Origin of the sequence: Xanthomonas albilineans (assembly GCF_002939705.1) — a bacterium.
In the GTDB taxonomy this organism is placed as follows: domain Bacteria; phylum Pseudomonadota; class Gammaproteobacteria; order Xanthomonadales; family Xanthomonadaceae; genus Xanthomonas_A; species Xanthomonas_A albilineans.
This window is the reverse complement of sequence record NZ_MDCB01000001.1, coordinates 127,220-144,406: the sequence shown is the minus strand read 5'-3', so window position 1 is coordinate 144,406 and position 17,187 is coordinate 127,220. Positions and strand designations below refer to the sequence as shown.

The window sequence follows — 17,187 nt, the reverse complement described above, 5'->3', positions numbered from 1 at the left end:
CCCCAAAGCCCCTCTTCGCTTCCATCCAAATACTGTGCCGCCATGAAAGCCAACGAAATCAAGAAAGGCAACGTCGTCGAATACAACAATAGCGTGTACCAGATCCGCGACATCGAGCGCAGCTCGCCGCAGGGCCGTGGCGGCAACGTGCGCTTCCGCTTCGTCATGTACAGCGTGCCCGGCGGCAACAAGCTCGACGCCAGCTTCGACGGCGACGACGACCTGCGCGAAGTGGAATTGATGCGCCGTCAGGCCACGTTTTCCTACAAGGACGGCGAGGCGTTCGTATTCCTCGACGACGAGGACTACACACCCTACACACTGGACGCCGATGCCATCGGCAACGACGCCGGTTACATCACCGACGGTCTCAGCGGCATCTATGTGCAGGTCATCGACGACCAGCCAGTGGCGATACAACTACCGCAGAGCGTCACCCTGGAAGTGATCGAGACACCGCCGGAACTCAAAGGAGGCACCGCAACCAAGCGGCCCAAACCCGCCAAGCTCAACACCGGCATCGAGATCATGGTGCCGGAGTACATCGGCAACGGAGAACGCGTGCTGGTCAACACCACCACCGGCGAGTTCGCTGGACGCGCTGATTGAGCGCATGCCTGCGCGGTCGGCAACGATGTTTGCGCGAGTGCATCGCGCAATGGCAGCCACCCTGCAACGCGTTACCACTCATTGGACTTGCGGCAATTGCAACCGCGAAGGCGCACTCAACTGCAATCCGCCGCCCTCGCGGTTGAGCGTGCGCAGCCGCGCACCCAGCGTCGACAGGTTCGTGTCGACCTGCTCCAGCTCGGCCTGCAACGGCGGCGGCAACAGATCACGCAGACGTTTGCGTAATGCAGTGCCGTCGGCGCGCAACGCCGCGATCCGTACCTGACTCTGCTCCTGCAACCAAGCACGCTCCTGCGCCTGCGGCAGGCCGTAGCCCGGCTGACCCTGCAATAGACTGGACGGTTGACTCAACAACCCCTGCTGCGCCAGCACCGCGCGCACCGCCGCAGCCGCCTCGCGGGTATCACCGGGGGGATCCAAGCTCCCGCCAGAACGCACCAGCGCAGACCAGGGCGACGTGCGCAGATAACGCCGCTTCAAGGTATCGCGGGCGCGCATCTCGGCACGCAGGCGAGCCGCATTCTCCAACAGCAACAACGCCGCACTGGCGCGCAGGTCGCCGCGTTGCAGCCACGCCGCGCGCTGTGCGGCCGGCAGGTCCAGCCAGGCATCCACATTGCGTGCCGGTAACGCCAGACCCGCACGCGCCACCGCGAACATCTCGGCGAAATACGCGCTCGCCGCAGGGAAGTAATAGCCCTGCCGCACCGCTGCCGCGTTGTCCTCCAACACCGAGGCATCGGCAATACCAGCACGCAGTAGGCGCTGGCGCAGGCCGGTCGGGGTGATGCCGGACAAGTGCGCGGCCGACAGTCGCGGTACCGCGTCGTGCAGCAAGGCGTAGGTTTCTACGGCGCAGTTGTTGCTTAGGAAGTAGTAGCGACCGTCGTAGCTCCAATGCAGTTGTCCGGCGCGCTCCAGCAAAGCGGCGATCTCATCGCGACGCAGGTTCAGCGGCAACGACTGCAGCCCGCGCAGTTGCACCTGGGTGTAGTCGTCGATTACTTGATGCAGCGGCAGGACGAACAACCGCGACGGATACGAACCGATCAATCCACGCAGGTTGGAAATCTGCACGTCGTTGACGAAGGCGCGAAACGACAACACCAGGTGGTCGGCCAGATCGAGCCGGCACTGCGGCCCGAGCGGCCGCCCCGGCGCGCAAATCACCAGGCGCAGCATGCTGTGGCCCCAGCGGCTCATCGGCTGCGTATTGCCTTCGGCCAGCAGGTAATCCACCGCATAGACCCGCGCCGGGTCCACCTGCACTAGCAGTGCCTGCTCGGCCAGCGGGTCCTGCACAAAGGCCAGGCCGGGCGCGCAACGGGCTGGCGGCGGCGTCCATGCCAGACGCTGGGCGAAATAGTCGGCCAACGCTGGACGACGGCAGACATAGTCCGGATCGAGCAGGACGTGCTCCAGATTGACCGCGACGTATTCCGCCGGCGATTCCAATTCGTAACGATCCGGACTGCGTTCGGTGAGGGCGTTGTGGCCACGGCGCAGGCCCAGGCGCATCGGACTCACCTGCCAACCCGCCAAGTCCAGCAGGCGCGGATCGGACGATAAGCGCCCGGCTGCGGAATGGTCGTAAACATGCGCCAGTTCGTGCAGCAGCGCGGCCAGGGCGGGCCGCCGCGCCGGATCGGTGGCCGGATCGGTGTCGGCGTTGGCCGCCATCCAGTCGCGCAGCAATTGCTTGTTCAACAGCACCCGCCGCGCCAGGGCGCGTCCATGCACCTGCGGCGGCAGGTCGTCGCGCCACTGCACGGGCACAGAGGCGGGCAGCTCCGCCGCCCATACCGGCGGCAGCCGCGCCTGCGCGGCATCGAGCAAGGCCCGACTGGCCGCACGTTCGGATGCACTCAGCCCCTGGTCCTCGCATTGCAATTGCACGGCCTGCGCCGGAACCGCGCAGGCCAGCGTCGCCAGAACCAGCCACCGCGCCACGCGGCGGCGTGGTATCACAGCGCCAGGATCGCCTGCGCCAATTCCAGGTCGCTGGCCTGCCGCGCCTGCGGGTTGCGCTCGCGCAGCACGCGTAGTGCCGCTTCGAATTGCGCGCCACGGATACGACCGGCGCTGGCGACGAAACCGGCCGCGTCGTCGCGCGCCTGCAACACCACCTTATTGTTTCTATTGGAACTATTGTCCGAGGAATCCGAACTGCCGGCCGAGCCAGCCGACGCGGAACCGGCAGAACTACCGGCGAAACTGGACGCCTGCGCGAACGCGGGCACGATCAAAGCCAACAGCAGGGCGAGGCGCGCGGTCATTCGGGTCATCGCAATCGTTCCAGACAGGGTCGTGTAGAGGAGCTCGGCCAAGGCCGCAGCGTATCGCCGAGCGATCCACCACGAGCAGTGGCTGAACCAGTGATCGGGCCGCGACGCGGCATGCGTGCTCAGCTATCGAACAGTTTACCTGGATTGAGCAACCCGGATGGATCGAACACGCGCTTGACCGCACGCATCAGCGCAATCTCCTGCGCACTGCGGGTACTGTCCAGGTAGGGCTTCTTGACCAGCCCGATCCCATGCTCGGCGGAAATGCTGCCACCGTGCGCGGCCAGCACCTGCGCGAGCAGCGTGGTGACGTGTTCGCAGGCGGCGATGAAATCCGCCGACGCGGTGGCCTCGGGCTTGAGCACGTTGATATGCAGGTTGCCATCGCCGATGTGGCCGAACCAGACCACGTCGAACTGCGGGTAGGCCTGCGCGAGCAGCGCCTGGGTCTGCGCCAGGAACGCCGGCATCGCCGAGATCCGCACCGAGACATCGTTCTTGTACGGCGTGTAGCGCGCCACCGCCTCGGTGATGCCCTCGCGCAGGCGCCACAGCTGCGCCGCCTGCGCCTGGCTCTGGCTGATAACGCCATCCAGGACCCAGCCCTGCTCCATGCACGCCTCGAACGCGCCCAGTGCCGCAGCTTCCTGCGCTTCGTCGCCGCTGGCGTATTCGGTGACCACGTAGTACGGATAGAGCGTCTCGAACGGCGCCTGCGCGCCATGCGCCAGGACATACTCCAGCGCGCGGTCGGTGAAGAATTCGAACGCCTCCAACTGCAACCGAGAACGGAACGCTGCGAACACCTGCATCAACACCTCGAACGAGGGCAGCGCCAGCAGCATCACGTTGCTGGGCGGCGGCGGATCGGTGAGCCACAAGGTGGCCTCGACCACGATGCCAAGCGTGCCTTCCGAACCAATCAACAACTGGCGGAAATCGTAGCCGCTGGAATTTTTGATCAGCCCGCGGTTCAGATCGAGCAGCTCGCCACTGCCAGTGACCACTTTCAGCCCGGCGATCCACTCGCGGGTGTTGCCGTAGCGGATCACGCGGATACCGCCGGCATTGGTGGCAATGTTGCCGCCGATCGAGCACGAGCCGCGCGCGGCGAAGTCCACCGGATACACCAGGCCATGTTCGCGGGCGGCATTGTGTACCGCCTCCAGCGGCATGCCCGCCTGCACCGTCAACGTGCGATCAACCGGGTCGAAGGCCAGCGTTTTGTTCATCCGCTCCAGGCTCAGCACCAGTTCGCCGTGCGCCGCCACCGCGCCGCCTGACAGGCCGGTACGGCCCCCTGAGGGCACCACCGCCACCGCGTGCGCGTTGGCCCAGCGCACCACCGCCTGCACCTCCTCCACCGTGGCCGGAAGCGCGACCGCCAGCGGCGCCGGGGTCCAGCGCCGGGTCCAGTCGCGGCCGTAGTGTTCCAGATCGGCAGGGTCGGTCTTCAGACGCAAGGCGGGAACGGCGTGAGCCAGGGCGTCCAGGCGCGGGTCGGTCATGATCTAGATCAGCGGGGAAGGCAAGCCCTCAAGCGTGCCAGTGTCGCGCGGCCGCGTCCAGCATGCACGACATTGGATGGATGCAGGAGAAACCATTATCGCCGGTCTTGCCGACACGCTACGTTGACGCTGCGCCGCCATCCGCATTGCGACCCATGGCGAGGAGGCACCCAAGCGCGGACGCATCTGGCATAGTGGCCGGCCCCGTTGGCCATCGCCCGCTCGCCGCAATGTCGCCCAAGAAGACCTCGTTTCCGAAGCAGGATATCCGCGTGCTGCTGCTCGAAGGCATCAGCCAGACCGCCATCAACACGTTCCGCGCGGCCGGCTATTCGCAGATCGAAGTGCACGCCAAGTCGCTGCCGGAAGACGAACTCAAGCAACGCATCGCCGAGGCGCATATCGTCGGCATCCGCTCGCGGACCCAGCTCAGCGCGCCAGTGCTGGCGCAGGCCAAGCGTCTGATCGCGATCGGCTGCTTCTGTATCGGGACCAATCAGGTCGATCTGGACGCGGCCGAACTGGCCGGCATTCCGGTATTCAACGCGCCGTACTCCAACACCCGCAGCGTTGCCGAACTGGTGATCGCCGAGGCGATCCTGCTGTTGCGCGGCATTCCGCAAAAAAACGCCGAGTGCCATCGTGGCGGCTGGTCCAAGTCGGCCACCGGCAGCCACGAAACCCGCGGCAAGGTACTGGGCATCGTCGGCTACGGCCACATCGGCACCCAGGTCGGCGTGCTGGCCGAAGCACTGGGCATGCAGGTGATCTTCCACGATATCCAGACCAAGCTATCGCTGGGCAACGCGCGCGCGGCCGCCGACCTGGGCGATCTGCTGACACGCGCAGACGTGGTCACCTTGCATGTGCCGGAACTCGCCTCGACCAAGGACATGATCGGCGCGGCGCAACTGGCGCAGATGAAGCCGGGCGCGCACATGATCAACGCGTCGCGCGGCAGCGTGATCGACATCGATGCCCTGGACGCGGCGCTGCGTAGCGGCCACATCGGCGGCGCGGCGGTGGACGTGTTCCCGGTCGAGCCCAAGGGCAACGGCGAGCTGTTCGAATCGCCACTGACCATGCACGACAACGTGATCCTGACCCCGCATGTGGGCGGCAGCACGCTGGAAGCGCAGGACAACATCGGCGTGGAAGTAGCGGCCAAACTGGTGCGCTACAGCGACAACGGCAGCACCTTGTCGGCAGTCAACTTCCCCGAGGTCACCCTGCCCGAGCATGCCGAAAGCCTGCGTCTGCTGCACATCCATCGCAACGTGCCGGGCGTGCTATCGCAGGTCAACGATCTGTTCTCGCGCCACAACGTCAACATCGACGGCCAATTCCTGCGCACCGACCCCAAGGTCGGCTATGTCGTGATCGACATCGCCGCCAGCGTGGAGCAGGCGACGGCGCTGAAGGAGGAACTGGCGCGTGTGGCGGGAACACTGCGGACGCGGATTCTGTATTGAGGACTCGGGCGCGGACCATCCCCCGACACGGGAGCACACATCAGCGCTCGCGCAGTTCCCATTTCTTTGCCATGCGCCGCAGCGATGGATCCAATTCGGCATCGTCGCGCAATGCGGCGATCGGGCGCCAGGCCAGAGCCAGCGACTCGACGCTGACCACGAACGCCTCGTCCGCCCCTGCGCACACCACGTAGCGCGCGTCGTAATGCCAATGGCCTGGGACATCATCGCGCGCCGGAATCCAGTGTCGATCCAGATCGAAGATGGCGCCGTCGAGCAGAGACAACCCGGACAAACCCGACTCCTCTTGCGCCTCCTTCAACGCCACCTGCGCCAGATCGCGCTGGCCATCAGCATGACCGCCCAGTTGCAGCCAGCGCCGCAGCTTACGATGGTGGGTCAGCAAGGTGCGCGTGCCGTCGGCACTGACCAACCACGCCGAGCCGGTGAAGTGACCGGCCAGGCGCGCGCGCGCGAACGGATCGGCGGCATCGTCCAGCAAAACGAGAAACTGCGCCGCAAGCTCCGCCTGTTCCGGGTATCGATCGGCATATGCGTGCAACGACTGGCGTAAAGGCGATTCGGACATGCAGATTCTCGCAATCGGGCCGGCCATGGTCGGCGTGCAACGCACAGCGCAGCTTGTGGTGGCCGTCTGGCTTTGGCATGGTACGACGCCTGCGCCATCCACTCCTGGAACGGGCGCATCATCACCTCAATTACCCGGGCGCCTGCCCCCCCGACCCTACCTGGGATGCACCGAATGCTGAAGTCTCTATTGCGGGTCAAGCCGATCGAACCCGCCGGCCATGTCGACGCCGGCGAACCGTTCGAGGGCAGTTTGCAGGGCGAAGCCTGCCTCAAACGCAGCCTCACCGCCAAGCACCTGATCATGCTTGGCATCGGCGCAGTCATCGGCGCCGGCATCTTCGTGATGACCGGGCAGGCCGCCGCTCACCATGCCGGTCCGGCGGTGATGCTCTCGTTCGTGTTCGCCGGCATCGCCTGCGCCTTTGCCGGACTGTGCTATGCCGAATTCGCTGCGATGTTGCCGGTTTCCGGTAGCGCGTATTCCTACTCCTACGCCACCCTCGGCGAAGGTGTGGCCTGGTTCATCGGCTGGTGCCTGGTGTTGGAATACCTGTTCGCCGGTTCCAGCGTCGCGGTCGGCTGGTCGGCCTATCTGATGAGCTTCGTCACCGGCACGCTGGGGCTGCCGTTCCCGGCGGAACTGGCCAGTGCACCGCTGCAATGGACCGGCCATGCCTTCGTCGCCTCCGGTCATCTGGTCAACCTACCGGCGGTGCTGATCGTCGCCGCGGTCAGCGTGCTGTGTTATGTCGGCGTCACTCAATCGGCGTTGGCCAACGCCATCGTCGTGACGATCAAAGTCGTGGTGATCTGCCTGTTCGTCGGCGTCGGCATCTCGCATATCGACCCGGCCAACTGGACCCCGTTCATTCCGGAGAACACCGGCCCAGGCACGTTCGGCTGGAGCGGCATCTTCCGTGCCGCCTCCATCGTGTTCTTCTCCTATATCGGCTTCGACGCGGTTTCCACCTCCGCCGGCGAGACCAAGGACCCGCAGAAGAACATGCCGATCGGCATCCTGGTGTCGCTGGCGATCTGCACGATCATCTACATCATCGTCTGTGCGGTGCTGACCGGCCTGCTGCCCTATACCCAACTCGGCACCGCCAAGCCGGTGGCCACGGCGCTGGAGCACTATCCCAGCCTGGCCTGGCTGAAGACCGTGATCGAGATCGGCGCCATCGCTGGCCTGTCCTCGGTGGTGCTGGTCATGCTGATGGCGCAGCCGCGCATCTTCTACACCATGTCCCGCGATGGTCTGCTACCGCGGCTGTTCGGCAGGGTCCACCGCAAGTTCCATACGCCCTATGTTGGCACCATCGTGGTCGGCGTGCTCGCCGCGCTGCTGGCCGGATTAATCCCGCTGGAGGTCCTCGGCGAACTGGTGTCGATGGGGACCCTGCTCGCCTTCGCCACGGTCTGCATCGGCGTGCTGGTGCTGCGTTTCACCAAGCCCGAGCTGCCGCGCCCGTTCCGGGTTCCGCTCGCACCGCTGGTCTGTCCGCTCGGCGCGGTTGCCTGCGTGTTGCTGTTCTTGCAAGCATTCCAGGAACACTGGAAGGTCTTCGTCGTCTGGACGCTGCTCGGCTTGTGCATTTATCTCTGCTACGGCATCCGCAACAGTCATCTGGCCGACAAGGCCTGATCTTCACCTGCCATGCCCGGCGTGCGCGCCGGTCTTCACGTTCGTTCCTTCGTAATGTGCGCCACGCCCGGCTGGAGCCGTTCCATGCTCAAACACCTCTTGGCCACCAAACACCCGCACGCCAGCCACGCCGATGCCGGCGGGCTGGGCCTGCAACGTGTGCTCGGCCCCTGGGGCCTGACCGCGCTGGGCATCGGCGCAGTGATCGGTGGCGGTATCTTCGTCATCACCGGCCAGGCGGCGGCCAACCATGCCGGGCCGGCGATCATGCTCTCGTTCGTGCTCGCCGCGCTGTGCTGCGCGTTCTGCGCACTGGCCTATGCCGAATTCGCGGCGATGGTGCCGGTGTCCGGCAGCGCCTACACCTATACCTACGCCACATTCGGCGAACTGGCGGCCTGGTTCATCGGCTGGATGCTCGTGCTGGAATACGGGGTATCGGCATCGGCGGTGGCGGTGAGCTGGACCGGCTACTTCCTCAGCCTGCTCGACCACTTCCACCTCCACCTGCCGGCAACGCTGGTCAACGCGCCACTGGATGGCAAGCTGCAGCGCACTGGGGCGATCGCCAATCTGCCTGCTGCCGGCATCGTGCTGCTGCTGACCTGGCTGTGCTATGTGGGCATTCGCAAGTCCTCGGCGATGAATATGGCGATGGTGGTGCTCAAGAGCGGCCTGGTCGTGCTGGTGATCGTGGCCGGTTGGCGCTACGTGGACCCAGCCAACTGGCATCCGTTCATTCCCGCCAACGAAGGTGCCGGCAAGTACGGCCTGGAAGGCGTGCTACGCGGCGCGGCCATGGTGTTCTTCGCCTACATCGGCTTCGAAGCGGTCTCGGTCGCGGCGCAGGAATCGCACCGGCCGCAGCGCGACCTGCCAATCGGCATGATGCTATCGCTGGTCATCTGCACCATGCTGTACATCGCCATGGCCGCGGTCATGACCGGACTGGTGCCGTATACCCAACTCGGCACCGACGAGCCGGTGGTAACCGCAGTCGCCGCACACCCGCCGCTTGCCTGGCTGCGCGTGGTAGTGGAGGTCGGCGCACTGATCGGCCTGTCCTCGGTGGTGCTGGTGATGATCATCGGCCAGCCGCGCATCTTCATGATCATCGCCCGCGACGGCCTGCTACCGCCCCTGTTTACCAAGATCCATCCGAACTACCGCACCCCGCACGTCAACACGCTGATCACCGGCATCGGCATCGCCCTGCTGGCCGCATTGTTCCCGCTGGACGTACTCGGCGAACTGACCTCGATGGGCACCTTGATCGCCTTCGCCGCGGTTTGCGCCGGGGTCCTGATCCTGCGCAGCACCCAGCCGGATTTGCCGCGCCCGTTCCGCATTCCGTTGGTCTGGCCGATCTGCATCGCCGGCATCCTCAGCTGTCTTGCATTACTGTCGGCGATGACCACGCACAACTGGCTGCTGATGGCCGGCTGGACCGCGATCGGCCTGGCGATCTATTTTGGCTACGGCTATCGCCACAGTCATCTGCGCAACGGTCCCAAAGCATAAGCCCCGAATAGTGCAGGCATCGTGCGAGCCGGGACAATACGATTGTCCCGGCTTGAGCGCGTGATTCCCGCGAGCGCGGTCATCCCAAGCGCGCCAGCAGGCCCTAAACTAAGACACATGAATGCCCTGCCCTACGACCCCGAACGCCTGCGCACGCTGGCCCAGTTGCTGATCGGCAACATCCGCGAACTGTCCCAGGCCGGCTGGACTCCAGCCACCAGCAGCAATTTTTCCCATCGTCTGGATGCGTGCCATGCCGCGATTACCGTGTCCGGTCGCGACAAGGGGCGGCTGGTGGAGGATGACATCATGGTGGTGGACTTCGACGGCCAGGCCGTGGGTCGCCCATTACGCCCATCCGCCGAGACCTTGCTGCATACCCAACTGTACCGACGCTTTCCCGAGATCGGTTGCGTATTGCACACGCATTCGCCGGTACAGACCATCGCCTCGCGCCTGTACGCGGCACAGGGCCACGTCCGCCTGGAAGGCTATGAACTGCTCAAGGCACTGCACGGCAACCAGACCCACGAGACCGCGGTGGACCTGCCCGTCTTCGCCAATACCCAGGACATGACCGTGCTAGCCGCGCAGGTGGATGCGCTACTGGACCGCAACGCGCTGTGGGGCTACCTGATCGATGGACACGGCTTGTATGCCTGGGGCCGCGACATGGCCGAAGCGCGCCGGCACCTGGACGCCTTCGAGTTCCTGCTGCATTGCGAACTGGAACTGCGCAAGCTGCGCGCGCAAAGCTAAGCGACGCCGCACCGCGCAACTGCGTTCCAGCGCCGCAACAGCCGCCCGCAGCGCACCTGCTACCCTTTTCTTCCCCGCCGCTTTCGCCTACCGCCATGAGCCGACTCCGCATCTTCGCCAACACCACTCCCGAGGCGCCACTGTTCGATAGCCGCGATGGCGATGCGATCGCCACCGAGTTGCAGAAAATCGGCGTCGTCTTCGAGCGCTGGCAGGCCAGCCAGCCGATCCAGGCCGGCGCCTCGCCCGAAGCCGTGATGGCCGCCTACCGCACCGACATCGACCGCCTGGTGGCCGCGCACAACTTCAAGACCGTGGACGTGGTCAGCATCGCCCCCGACCATCCGCAGCGCGAGGAGATGCGCAAGAAGTTTCTCGACGAACATTTCCACAAGGAAGACGAGGTGCGCTTCTTCGTCGCCGGCTCCGGACTCTTCACCCTGCACGTGGACGGCAAGGTCTACGAGATCGAATGCGTGCAAAACGATCTGATCGCGGTGCCCGACGGCACGCGCCACTGGTTCGACATGGGCCCGGAGCCACGCTTCGTCGCGATCCGCTTCTTCACCGAGCCCGACGGCTGGATCGGCCACTTCACCGGCACCGACATCGCCCAGCGCTTCCCGCGCTACGAGCCAGCCCAGCGCGGCGAGGCGCACTGAACCATGGCCGGTCCGCGTGCGATCCTGACCGATATCGAAGGCACCACCAGCAGTATTTCCTTCGTCAAGGACGTGCTGTTCCCCTACGCGCGCCGTGCCCTGCCCGACTTCGTCCGCGACCACGGCCAGCAGCCGCAGGTCCGGCAATGGCTGGACGCGGTGGCCAGCGAATGCGGCGGCATCTGCACCGACGCGGTCATCGTGGAGACGCTGCAGGGCTGGATCGATCAGGATCGCAAGCACACCGCACTCAAGGCACTGCAGGGCATGATCTGGGAAACCGGCTACCGCGACGCCGATTTCACCGCGCACATCTATCCCGATGCCGCGCCGGCGCTGCGCCGCTGGCACGCCGATGGCCGCGTGCTGTACGTGTATTCGTCCGGTTCGGTGCCCGCGCAGCAGTTGTTCTTCGGTCATAGCGACGCTGGCGATCTACGCGACCTGTTTTCCGGCTGGTTCGACACCGAGATCGGCGCCAAGCGCGAGCCATCCAGTTATGCGCGGATCGCCGAGGCGACTGGCCTGCCGCCAGCGCAGGTCGTGTTTCTCTCCGACGTGGTCGCCGAACTGGACGCCGCACGCGCGGTCGGCCTGGACACGGTGCTGATCGACCGCCGCGCCGATTATCCGCAACCACGTCAGGGCGAGGCCTGCAATGGGCACCATCGCGTGGAGAGCTTCGCCGACCTGGATTTTTGAGCGCACGCATGCGTACATCCGTCGCTACGTTCATCGCGTCCGTGACACCGTCACTATGCCGCCTGCCAGGGCGGTTACTGCTGGCATTCCTGTTGGTGCTGGTCGTGCCCGCCTGCCACCCCGATGCCGGCGCGGCGCCAGCGGCCGATGAAGCGCAGACACCGCAGGATCCGTTCGATCAGGCGCAACTGCGCCGCGCACTGAGCGCGCTGCAACCGCAACGTCCCGGAATCACCGACCTGTACGTGGTCGGCTTCGCCGGCGACGCCAGCGAAGACGTGTTTCGCAACGAAACGCTATACCTGCGCCAACTGTTCGCCCGGCGATTCGGCGCCGCCGGACGCATCGTCACGCTGATCAACCATGGCGACAATCTCGGTGCCCATGCCTATGCGCCGCAGGCCTCCTACGACAATCTGGCCGACACCCTGCAACGCATCGGCAGCCTGATGGACAAGCGCGAGGATGCACTGCTGCTGTTCCTGACCAGCCACGGCACCGAGCAGCACGAGCTGTATCTGCAATTCGGCCCAGGCGAGGACGCCGAGTACGACACCATCACCCCAAAAGAACTGCGCGGGCTGCTCGACGATGCCGGCATTGTCAACCGGATCATCGTGCTGTCGGCCTGCTACTCCGGCGGCTTCGTGCCGGCGCTGAAGACACCCGACACCCTGATCATCACCGCCGCGCGCCGCGACCGCGCCTCGTTCGGCTGCGGCAACACCGCCAGCGCCACGTATTTCGGCCGCGCCTGGCTGATCGACGCGCTGGCGCGCACCAGCGACCTGATCGAGAGCTACCACTTGGCCAGCGCGGAGATCAATGCGCGCGAGCGCGAGCAAGGCGAAACGCCGTCGTATCCGCAGCTATACGTCGGTGCGCGGATCGCACCACTGCTGCGGCGCTGGCGCGCGCAATTACGCCCCATCGCGGCACCGGCATATCCCTATCCCGAGCCGGACACAGCGGTCGCGCCGCCGACAACAACGGTACAAACGTCCCACCGCAGCAGCAGGACGACGCAGACAACCAGCCCAACCGTTCATGCCTCAGAAAAAGCTGAGCAGTGAGCGCGCCTCACATCGTCGGCAACGCCAGCAGCGGCACTCTCCCCTCGCTGATGACATGAAAGCAGCGCCGCGACGCCACCAATAAGAACGGCTGCCCAAACGTCACCCTCGCCGATTCTAATCGGCACTTGCGATTCCGAATTTCCACACCACAAAAGCCTCGGCTTTAACGCATCTCGATCTGCACATCCGCCGGCAGCGTGCGGATACGCAATTCACCGCGTTCCCATTGCGCAGATGCACCATTAACCTCGGTCCGGCCAGGTTCGCCTGGGTACGGCCAAGGCAGCACCAGGCCACCGCTAGGGATACGCAGGCCATCGGAAACATTCAACACCAAGCGGTTCTTATGCCGCCGCAGTCGATAACTCAGCAGCCCATGCGCCGTGCGCAGTTGTTCGATGGACACGCCTTTGCCGTCGAACCAGTCGATCGGAATACCTGCCGCCAGCACCAAGCTGTCATCGCCATCGCGGGTGTAAGCGAACATGTCCAGCGCCGAACGCACGAAATCCGAGGCCACCCAGGCGTGCGGTAGATCGCCAAGAAAAAATGGCGTGCGCGGGGTACGCGAGACCACTTCCGCCCACTGGTTCCAGGGAGGCGGCGTGCGATCCTTGAAGAAGAACGTGGTCGCCTCCCAGGCGCGCTCGCGCCAGCCCAGCCGCACGAACGCGGCGACATTACGCCACTCGTATGGGGTGTAGTCCTTCCACGCGCGCTGACCATCACGGCGACTCACGAACTCGCCCCAATAACGCTCGAAGGTGGCATTCAACAGTGCAGGTGGCAATCGCACCTGCTCGCCACCCGGCGCCAACGCGATGGTGCTGGAAGTAGGATCGAAATCGCCCAGTTCAGCCGACCCCGGTAGAAAATCGATGTGGTGCTGCTGCGTCGCAGCTTGCAGCGACGCATCCAGATCCTCACGAAACTGGTCGCGCGCAGCGGACAAACTGGCGACATCCTCGCTGCGGCCCAACTCGGCGGCAAGCGTTGCCGCATCCGTGTAGCCGCGCAAGGCCCAGAAATCGTCCCAGTAGGCGTGCATCGGCTTGGCCGAATAGCCTTCGTGACTGATCGACGCCGGCATCATTCCGTAGAACGCCGGATTGCGCGCACGGTTTTCCTCGGTCCGCTCGCTCAAACGCAGTTGCTCCATGTACTGATACGCGCCCAGCACGTGTGGCCACATTTGCTCCAGAAACGCATGGTCGCCGCTGTAGCGGTAGTAGTCGGCGATGGCGAAAATCAACTCGCCATGGCTGTCGTTCTCCGGCACAGGATCGCTACCGCGATCGTCCACGCAACACGGCACCATGCCATTGTCGAACTGGTAGGGCGCGTACCAGGCAAGGTAGTCACGCACCACATCGGCGCGTCCCAGGCGCAACAGGGCGTCGGAAATCATCGCGCCGTCGCGGATCCAACTGCGCGAATACGAACGGGTGCCCGGTTGCAGGCGTGGCCCGATCCGCGAGATCAGTATGTGCGCCAGTGCCGTGCGCAGCGTATCGGCCAGGGCCTTGCCTTGCGCCGGCAAGTGCAATTGCACCCGATCCAATTTTTCGTGCCATTGCGCCGCCACCTGCTGCTGCGCACGCGCCGCATCGAAGCCGAGCGGCAGCACATGCAGCCCAGTCTGCGGGATCACCAACGCCACCTCGCGCACCTCGCCCGGCGCCAGACGCCCACGGTACAGCAGTGCCCCGGAAGCCAACCCGTCGGGATCCTGCGCTTGCTGCGGCAAACCACTGCTGTCGGCAGCCAATCGTTCGATGTCCATTCCGGCGTCGAACGCGGTGGCATAGGCTGCGTCTGGCTTCTGAACCGCGAACACCCGCGGCTGGCCATCGACCCGCACCTGCGTGCCGTCGAACGCCAGCGCACGGATCGGACTGACTCCGCCGAGCGTGTTAAGGAACTGGCTGGGCGGGTTTACCTGGAACGGACGTACCGCCAACGCCAAGGTGTAATCGTGCGCCTGTTTGCTTGGATTGCTGAGCCGATAACGCGCCACCAGCTGCGACTGCTCCGGTTCGCCCTGCACGAACGCAGTCACGCGTAATGCGGCGTTGTCGTGGCGCCAGTCCACGCTGGGAATGGGCAGGTAATCGTCCTGCAAGCTCTGCGCGGCCTTCACGTCGGCCCAGCTCAGGCGCTTGCCATCCAACAACAGGAACGGTTCGATGCTGAAGCCGCCCTTGCCCACTTCGATCGTGCCATCCTCACCGATCAAGCCTTGTTCGCGACCGCCATCCAGGCCGACGATGGTCCAGTACGGCTGCTCTGCGCTGAAGCCACGCGGGAACCAACCGCGAGGAGATTGCGCCGCCACCAATTTGATGAAGTCGTTCGTCGTCGCGGCAAACGCTAGCGGCTGCAGCGCGATGTCGGCAATGCCGTAGTGAAAGCTGGGGCCGTCCTCCAGGTCGAAGCGCACGTAGCGCGCCTCGGTTTCCGGTAGGGCCAGCCAGTCGATACCCCCGTTACCAGCAGTGACCGCGCGCAGTTCGCGCCAACTGCTTCCGTCGATCGAACCCAGCACCTTGTAGCGCGAGGCATAGACACCAGGCGCCCACTGCACCTTGGCACCGCCGAATTCGCGCACCTTGCCCAGGTCAAGCATCACCGTCTGGGTCTTGGCGTTGCCGCTGTACCACACGGTATCCGGCTTGCCGTCGGCAATCCGCTGCCTCAATGCCGGTGCGGTGTCGGTGCTGACCTTGACCGTCAACGGCGAGGTATCCTGCGGCGGTAACGGGATCAAACGCAGTTGATCGAAGCACACCGTGCCGGCACCGCCAGCCTGGTTGTAGATGGTGAACTCGATTTGCGCGCTGCGCTTGAGTTCTTTCTCCGGACTCGGCCCCCAGGCCTTGGCGATCTGCCGCTTCTTGAAACTAACCGGGCTCCATTGCGTGGGAAAATCGTAGCGCGGTCGGTTGACCCACCACACATTGTCGCCGCTGGCATCGATCAGTTTGAACTGCAGGTCGTTGCGCGGCGAATCACCGCGCAACTGGAACGCGAACTGGTAATTATCCGGGTACTCGATCGACAACGCTCGACGGATGCTGGCATAGCCGGACACCCCGTTGAAATCGTAGTCCAGACACACGGCCTTGGCCCGGCCACCGCCGGGTGCCTGCACCAGTCGGGTGGAGGCAGTGACCTGATTGGAAGCAACGATCTGCCAGTTGTCCAGATTATTGAAACTGTCCAGCGTCACAGGCGCACTCGGCGGCGCAGCGAAGGCATGCACCGCCATCAGGCCACAAATCGCCAACACTGTCCTTACAGCCGCCATATTGCGCATCGCACCTCTCATGTCTGGTTATCCTGCTTGCGTTACCTAAGCGCCGCTGCGCTTCATGCCTGACCACCACAGCCTAAAGGCCGATGGAGGGAAGCCCTCGGCCACTGTTCCCACCTGTGGCGACGAGTAGCAGATGGCGTGTGCTTGCCTATGCGCACCGATGGAAACAAGCGCTGCGCCTCAGCCCTTCACGCTACCAAGCAGCAAACCCTGGATGTAATAGCGCTGTAGCGCCAGGAACAACGCCAGCACCGGAATCACCGTCACCACCGCGCCGGCCATCATCATTTCCACGTCCATGATGTGCTCGCGCGACAGTGCCGCCAATGCCACCGGCAAGGTGTAGTGTTCCTGGTCGGTCAACACGATCAGCGGCCACATGAAGTCGTTCCATGCGGCCATGAAAGTGAAGATGGTCAACGTCACCAGCACAGGCTTGAGCATCGGCAACACGATCTGGAAAAAGATGCGTAGTTCGCCAGCACCGTCGATGCGCGCCGCTTCCAGCAACTCGTCCGGGATCGAACGCGCATACTGGCGCACCAGAAAGATGCCGAACACCGTCGCCAGCGCCGGCACCACCACGCCACCGAAGCTGTTGACCAGATGCAATTGCTTCATCAACAGGAACAGCGGCAGCATCGCAACCTGCGCTGGGATCACCAATGCCGCCAACAGCACCTGAAAGATCCGCTCCTTGCCGACGAAACGTAATTTGGCGAAGGCGTAGCCAGCCATAGTATTGATCAGCAGCGAGCTTAGCGTGATCGCGCACGACACCAATAGGCTGTTGGCGAAATTGCGTGCCATACCGGTGTGCGCGAACAACTCGCCATAGTTGTCCAGCGTGGCGCCACTGGGCAATAACGGCGGTGGAAAGTGGCTGGCCTGCCCGGCCGGCATAAACGACACCGACACCATCCACGACAGTGGCGTCAGGCTGAACACGGCGAGCAGCAGCAGCCCGCCATTGACCAGCAGCGCATGCCAACGCGAAGCACCGATCTCCCGGCTCATGCC

At 64.6% G+C, this 17,187-nt stretch carries 14 protein-coding genes; 8 read left to right on the top strand and 6 right to left on the bottom strand.

The features are described 5' to 3' along the window. Nucleotides 1-42: 42 nt before the first annotated feature. Nucleotides 43-609 carry an elongation factor P-like protein YeiP gene (yeiP, locus tag XalbCFBP2523_RS00635; protein ID WP_012915841.1) on the top strand — a complete coding sequence of 189 codons (567 nt, stop codon included), beginning with the start codon at nucleotides 43-45 and terminating at the stop codon, nucleotides 607-609. Nucleotides 610-687: 78 nt separating this feature from the next. On the opposite strand, the gene XalbCFBP2523_RS00630 is transcribed toward yeiP, so the two are convergent. The 3 genes from XalbCFBP2523_RS00630 to XalbCFBP2523_RS00620 form a co-directional block, all read right to left on the bottom strand. Further along, complete coding sequence (locus tag XalbCFBP2523_RS00630; RefSeq protein ID WP_045766696.1) at nucleotides 688-2,595, bottom strand: Lnb N-terminal periplasmic domain-containing protein; 1,908 nt, start codon at nucleotides 2,593-2,595, stop codon at nucleotides 688-690. Next, complete coding sequence (locus tag XalbCFBP2523_RS00625; RefSeq protein WP_045756814.1) at nucleotides 2,595-2,906, bottom strand: DUF2388 domain-containing protein; 312 nt, start codon at nucleotides 2,904-2,906, stop codon at nucleotides 2,595-2,597. The genes XalbCFBP2523_RS00630 and XalbCFBP2523_RS00625 overlap by 1 nt, the downstream gene beginning before the upstream one ends. A gap of 128 nt (nucleotides 2,907-3,034) precedes the next feature. After that, nucleotides 3,035-4,423, bottom strand: a complete 1,389-nt coding sequence (locus tag XalbCFBP2523_RS00620; RefSeq protein ID WP_045765645.1) for an FAD-binding oxidoreductase — start codon at nucleotides 4,421-4,423, stop codon at nucleotides 3,035-3,037. Between the two features lie 230 nt (nucleotides 4,424-4,653). On the opposite strand from XalbCFBP2523_RS00620, the gene serA reads away from it, so the two are divergent. After that, nucleotides 4,654-5,895 (top strand): phosphoglycerate dehydrogenase, encoded by a 1,242-nt coding sequence (gene serA / locus XalbCFBP2523_RS00615; RefSeq protein ID WP_045765644.1) that lies wholly within the window; start codon nucleotides 4,654-4,656, stop codon nucleotides 5,893-5,895. 40 nt (nucleotides 5,896-5,935) lie between these two features. Here serA and XalbCFBP2523_RS00610 read toward each other — a convergent pair whose 3' ends face one another. After that, nucleotides 5,936-6,484, bottom strand: a complete 549-nt coding sequence (locus XalbCFBP2523_RS00610) for an NUDIX hydrolase (RefSeq protein ID WP_045765643.1) — start codon at nucleotides 6,482-6,484, stop codon at nucleotides 5,936-5,938. Between the two features lie 174 nt (nucleotides 6,485-6,658). On the opposite strand from XalbCFBP2523_RS00610, the gene XalbCFBP2523_RS00605 reads away from it, so the two are divergent. The 6 genes from XalbCFBP2523_RS00605 to XalbCFBP2523_RS00580 all read left to right on the top strand — a co-directional run bounded on the left by XalbCFBP2523_RS00605 (nucleotide 6,659) and on the right by XalbCFBP2523_RS00580 (nucleotide 12,848). Next, nucleotides 6,659-8,131 (top strand): amino acid permease, encoded by a 1,473-nt coding sequence (locus XalbCFBP2523_RS00605; RefSeq protein WP_012915835.1) that lies wholly within the window; start codon nucleotides 6,659-6,661, stop codon nucleotides 8,129-8,131. Nucleotides 8,132-8,215: 84 nt separating this feature from the next. Further along, entirely contained in the window at nucleotides 8,216-9,652 is a 1,437-nt protein-coding gene (locus XalbCFBP2523_RS00600; RefSeq protein ID WP_045765642.1) for an amino acid permease, read from the top strand. Between the two features lie 117 nt (nucleotides 9,653-9,769). Continuing rightward, entirely contained in the window at nucleotides 9,770-10,411 is a 642-nt protein-coding gene (locus XalbCFBP2523_RS00595) for a methylthioribulose 1-phosphate dehydratase (RefSeq protein WP_045765641.1), read from the top strand. A gap of 95 nt (nucleotides 10,412-10,506) precedes the next feature. Next, nucleotides 10,507-11,073, top strand: coding sequence for a 1,2-dihydroxy-3-keto-5-methylthiopentene dioxygenase (locus tag XalbCFBP2523_RS00590; RefSeq protein ID WP_045765640.1), 567 nt, complete (start codon nucleotides 10,507-10,509; stop codon nucleotides 11,071-11,073). Nucleotides 11,074-11,076: 3 nt separating this feature from the next. Then, the gene (gene mtnC / locus XalbCFBP2523_RS00585; protein WP_045757966.1) at nucleotides 11,077-11,775 is read left to right on the top strand and encodes an acireductone synthase; all 699 of its coding nucleotides are present in this window, start codon (nucleotides 11,077-11,079) and stop codon (nucleotides 11,773-11,775) included. A gap of 8 nt (nucleotides 11,776-11,783) precedes the next feature. Beyond that, on the top strand, nucleotides 11,784-12,848 hold the full coding sequence (locus XalbCFBP2523_RS00580; protein WP_080928198.1) for a C13 family peptidase: 1,065 nt from the start codon (nucleotides 11,784-11,786) through the stop codon (nucleotides 12,846-12,848). 166 nt (nucleotides 12,849-13,014) lie between these two features. Here the strand turns inward: XalbCFBP2523_RS00580 and XalbCFBP2523_RS00575 are convergent, their stop codons facing one another. Together XalbCFBP2523_RS00575 and XalbCFBP2523_RS00570 are read right to left on the bottom strand one after the other, a co-directional pair. Further along, nucleotides 13,015-16,179, bottom strand: coding sequence for a discoidin domain-containing protein (locus XalbCFBP2523_RS00575; protein WP_407070977.1), 3,165 nt, complete (start codon nucleotides 16,177-16,179; stop codon nucleotides 13,015-13,017). A 168-nt stretch (nucleotides 16,180-16,347) separates the two neighbouring features. After that, nucleotides 16,348-17,184 carry a carbohydrate ABC transporter permease gene (locus XalbCFBP2523_RS00570; RefSeq protein ID WP_045766694.1) on the bottom strand — a complete coding sequence of 279 codons (837 nt, stop codon included), beginning with the start codon at nucleotides 17,182-17,184 and terminating at the stop codon, nucleotides 16,348-16,350. Nucleotides 17,185-17,187: the final 3 nt, after the last annotated feature.